At 72.5% G+C, this 3986-nt stretch carries 5 protein-coding genes; all 5 read left to right on the forward strand.

Annotation, left to right across the window (positions count from 1 at the left end):
- Positions 1-189 precede the first annotated feature (189 nt).
- The 5 genes from ABD268_RS22710 to ABD268_RS22730 all read left to right on the forward strand — a co-directional run bounded on the left by ABD268_RS22710 (position 190) and on the right by ABD268_RS22730 (position 3791).
- The gene (locus tag ABD268_RS22710) at positions 190-900 is read left to right on the forward strand and encodes a phosphatase PAP2 family protein (RefSeq protein ID WP_344158233.1); all 711 of its coding nucleotides are present in this window, start codon (positions 190-192) and stop codon (positions 898-900) included.
- A gap of 74 nt (positions 901-974) precedes the next feature.
- Entirely contained in the window at positions 975-2309 is a 1335-nt protein-coding gene (locus tag ABD268_RS22715; RefSeq protein WP_344158236.1) for a hypothetical protein, read from the forward strand.
- Positions 2296-2820: a SigE family RNA polymerase sigma factor gene (locus ABD268_RS22720; RefSeq protein ID WP_344158239.1), complete on the forward strand. Its 525-nt coding sequence runs from the start codon at positions 2296-2298 to the stop codon at positions 2818-2820. The genes ABD268_RS22715 and ABD268_RS22720 overlap by 14 nt, the downstream gene beginning before the upstream one ends.
- Before the next feature lie 33 nt (positions 2821-2853).
- Positions 2854-3153, forward strand: coding sequence for a thiamine-binding protein (locus ABD268_RS22725; RefSeq protein WP_344158241.1), 300 nt, complete (start codon positions 2854-2856; stop codon positions 3151-3153).
- Complete coding sequence (locus ABD268_RS22730) at positions 3153-3791, forward strand: thioredoxin-like domain-containing protein (protein ID WP_344158243.1); 639 nt, start codon at positions 3153-3155, stop codon at positions 3789-3791. The genes ABD268_RS22725 and ABD268_RS22730 overlap by 1 nt, the downstream gene beginning before the upstream one ends.
- The last annotated feature ends 195 nt before the right edge of the window (positions 3792-3986 follow it).

The raw sequence follows: 3986 nt of genomic DNA on the forward strand, positions 1-3986 counted from the left end.
TGGGACACGAAGACCTCCGTGGTGATTCAGGTGTGGGTGCGTGGTTGCTCCACACCTCACCCGGAGGCCTTCGTCATCGTCCAGCAGGCACGCCGTACCTAACGTCCGTGGTCAGTACACCTAGGGCCCCCGGTCACGGGTGCGCCGCGGCAGGCATGGAGTGCCCCGCGGATGGGCAGGATGTCGGCCATGTCGACCCAGACCGAGCACGCCGGGCAGGACACCGGCCTCGAACCCCGCAGCGCACCGGCGGCCGCCGGGATCCTCCTGGTCTCCTGGGCGGTGATCCTCGGCGTCGTGGTCGGCTTCGGCTGGCTGATCACGCACTCGTTCCAGTCCGCGGTCGATCCGTGGGACAACGACGTGTCCCGGTGGTTCGCCGACCAGCGGACCGGCTCCCTCGACCCGCTGGGCGACGGCGGCACGCTCCTCGGAGAGACCGTCGTCGGGGTGGGGGTGGCGGTCCTCGCCGCGATCGCGTTCTCGCTGTGGCAGCGCTCGTGGCGCCCGGCCCTGTTCTACGCCCTCGCCGAGGCCGGCATCGGCGGCTTCTACTTCGTCGCCACCCACGTCGACACCCGGCAGCGGCCGCCGGTGAAGATCCTCGACCCCGGGCTGGTGCCCGACCACAGCTTCCCCTCCGGGCACGTCGCGACCGCGGTGGTGGCGTACGGCGGCATCTTCGTCCTCACGTGGGTCTACGCCCGGGCGGCGCGGAAGGTCGCGGGGCTCGTCCTGATGCTGCCCGCACTCGTGCTGCTGGCGCGGCTCTACCAGGGCGCCCACCACCTCACCGACGTGCTGACCAGCGTGGTCTACGCGAGCGTCTGGCTGCTCGTGGTGGCCCGGCTGGTGCTGCTCCCCGGCCGGGACCGGGAGGGGTCGTCCGCCGGGTCGTGATATTTCTTCGGCCGGGACCCCTCCGTGCGGGCGGTTCAGGTCGTGTCCTCCGTTGACACGCTCCAGGAGGACCGATGACCATGCTCCACGACCGGCTGGCGGACTTGGCCGACGAGGCTCCGGCCTCGCTGCCCACCCCGGGCCTGTGGGACCGGGGGCGGCGCTACCGCCGACGCCGGCGGACCGGGACGCTCGCCGTTCTCGGCGCCGCCGTGCTCGTGCTCGCGCTGCTCGGCGGGGTCACCTGGCACCGTGGCGCACCGCCGGTCCAGCCCGCCACCGGGTCGGTCGGGCTGCCGGACCGGGTCTGGACCCCGAGCCCCTGGCTGCCGACGACTGCCCGTCCCGGACGGCTGGTGGCCGTGACCGGGGCGAAGCAGGGAAGTTGGACGGGAATGAGCCCCGGCGTCGTCGGCATCTCCGCGATCACGGGGGAGTACGCCTTCCTGGAGCTGCCGGACCTGAACCCGTCCCACGTCGAAGAGGTCGCGCTCTCGCCTGATGGAGGCCACGTGGCCTACTGGCTCTCCGGCGAGACCGAGGGCACCCCGAACACGTTGTTCAGCTCCGAGTCGGTTGCGGGCGTGGCCGTTCTCGACACTGCCACCGGCACGGTGCAGCAGCACCGGATCCCCACGGAGCACGGGATTGAGCCGGGGCTCCTGACGTGGGTCGACGCCGACCGAGTGGCCTTCGAGGCGGGGCAGATCGTCGCGGGTGACGACGGCTCCGAGATGGACCAGGGAAGCACGCGTGAGGGTCCGCTCATGGTGTGGCAGCCCGGTCAGACCCCTGCGCCCGTGGCGGCGAACGGCGCCTCCGGCACGGACGTCATCGCCGCGGGACACGGGCGGCTGGTCGTCGCCGACTGGTCGACAGACGATCCGGGGCGTTTCCGGGTGATCGACCTCGACGATCGATCGCAGGACCGCCGCGTGGGACTCCCGGGCCCGGACTTCCAGTACGGCAACCGGCTGCCCGTCGCCATCGATGCCTCTGGTCAGCAGCTCGCCCGGGTGGAGGACGGCCGCAGCCCCAACCGCATCCGCGCCGGGCGCTTCTTCCATCAGCCGCAGGTCCCGCGTTCCGGGGGGACCTTCGCGGTGCTGGGCTGGCTGGACGAAGACACACTCATGGTGTGGCGCCGCGCGGACAGGGGGCCCCTCGACCGCACTGTCCTTGGACGGGTCAGTGTGCGGACGGGCGCCTTCGAGGAGAAGGTGCGCTTTCCCCGCCTCGTGGGGCCGGGCAATGTCCAGTTCGCGACCGACCTGCTGGACGCGCCGTCGGTGCACGCCGAGGCGCCGCCGCGGCCGCTGGATCCACGGGTCGTGACCGGTCTCGCCGTGGGCACGGTCCTCGCCGCCGGCGTCGCGCTGCTGCTCTGGAGGCGACGTGTCCGGCCCTGACCGCGGGCAGCCCGGGTTCGAGGAGTTCGTGGCGGCGCGAAGGCAGGCGCTGCTGCGCACGGCGTACCTCCTCACCGGCAGCCACGAGGACGCCGAGGACCTGGTGCAGGTGGCGCTGGTCAAGGCGGTGCCGCACTGGTCCCGGATCGCCGATCACCCCGAGCCGTACGTCCGCAAGATCCTCGCGCGGGAGAGCGTGTCCCGGTGGCGACGTCGGCGCTGGCGGGAGCTGACGACCGACGAGCTGCCGGACCGGGCGACGACGCCGGGGCTCGACCACGGTGACCGGCTGGCGCTGCGCGACGCACTGGCCCTGCTGGCGCCGCGGCAGCGGGCCGTCATCGTGCTGCGCTACTTCGACGACCTCACCGAACGGCAGGCCGCCGAGGCGCTCGGCATCGGCGTCGGCACCGTGAAGTCGCAGACCCGCGACGCCCTGGCCCGGCTGCGGCAGCTCGTACCGGATGTGGACGAGACCCCCGACTCGACCCCGACTCCGCTCACCCGCTGAGGCGCACGCCGGCGGGCTGGCTACGGTTGGCGCATGATCGTGGCCTTCAGCATCTCCCCGTCCGCCGGTGACGAGACCGGCGGCGTCTCCGAGGCGGTCGCGGCCGCCGTCCGCGTGGTCCGTGAGTCCGGCCTGCCCAACGAGACCAATGCGATGTTCACCAACATCGAGGGCGAGTGGGACGAGGTGATGGCGGTGGTCAAGCGCGCCGTCGACGTCGTCGCCGCGGTCTCGCCCCGCGTCGGGCTGGTCCTCAAGGCTGACATCCGGCCGGGCTACGACGGCCAGCTGACCGCGAAGGTCGAGCGGGTCGAGCGGGTCCTGGAGGGCTGATGAGCCAGACGGCGCCGCCGTCGTACGACGGGCCTCCCGGACCGCCGCCTCCGCCGCCCGCCTCGTCACCGAGCCGCGGGCCGGTGGTGATCGCCGTCGTCGCGGCGTTCGTGGTGCTCGCCCTGGCCGTCGCGGTCCCCGTGACGGTCCAGCAGCTGCGCGGCGACGACCGCCCGGCGGTCGCGGCGAACCTCGACGAGGTGAGGGCCTACGAGGACCTGCGCCGGGACCACACCGCGGACGACGTCGACTACGACCAGGTGCCGCCGGTGGGCGGGATGCACGACCCGGTGTGGCTGGACTGCGGCGCCTACGACGCCCCGGTGCGCGACGAGAACGCCGTGCACGACCTGGAGCACGGCTCGATCTGGATCGCCTACCAGCCGGACCTGGGCGCCGGCGACGTGGCTGCCCTGATCGACGAGCTGCCGCAGAACGGCATCCTCGCCCCGTACGACGGGCTCCCCGCGCCGGTGGTCGTGACCGCGTGGGGCCGTCAGCTCCGGCTGACCGGCGCCGACGACCCGCGGCTGCCGCTGTTCGTCGAGCGGTACGGCGACGGCCACACCGCTCCGGAGCCGTTCGCCTCGTGCGCGGGTGGGGTCCGCGAGACGGGCTCCGGCGGCACCGAGGTCTGACTCAGGTCCGTACCCACGAGGGGCGGGCGGGGGCCATCAGCTGGCTTGAAGGCGCTTTCCACATCTGTGAATGTGATGTCTCAGGACATAGGTGACAGTTCTGCATCAGGACATTGGTGACACTTGATGTGTCAGGACTTCGGTGACGATTCGGGGTGCTTCGGACGCGGTCCTGATGGTCGGCCGTTGCCGACG

The organism is Nocardioides koreensis, assembly GCF_039531775.1.
GTDB classification, from domain to species: Bacteria; Actinomycetota; Actinomycetes; order Propionibacteriales; family Nocardioidaceae; genus Nocardioides; species Nocardioides koreensis.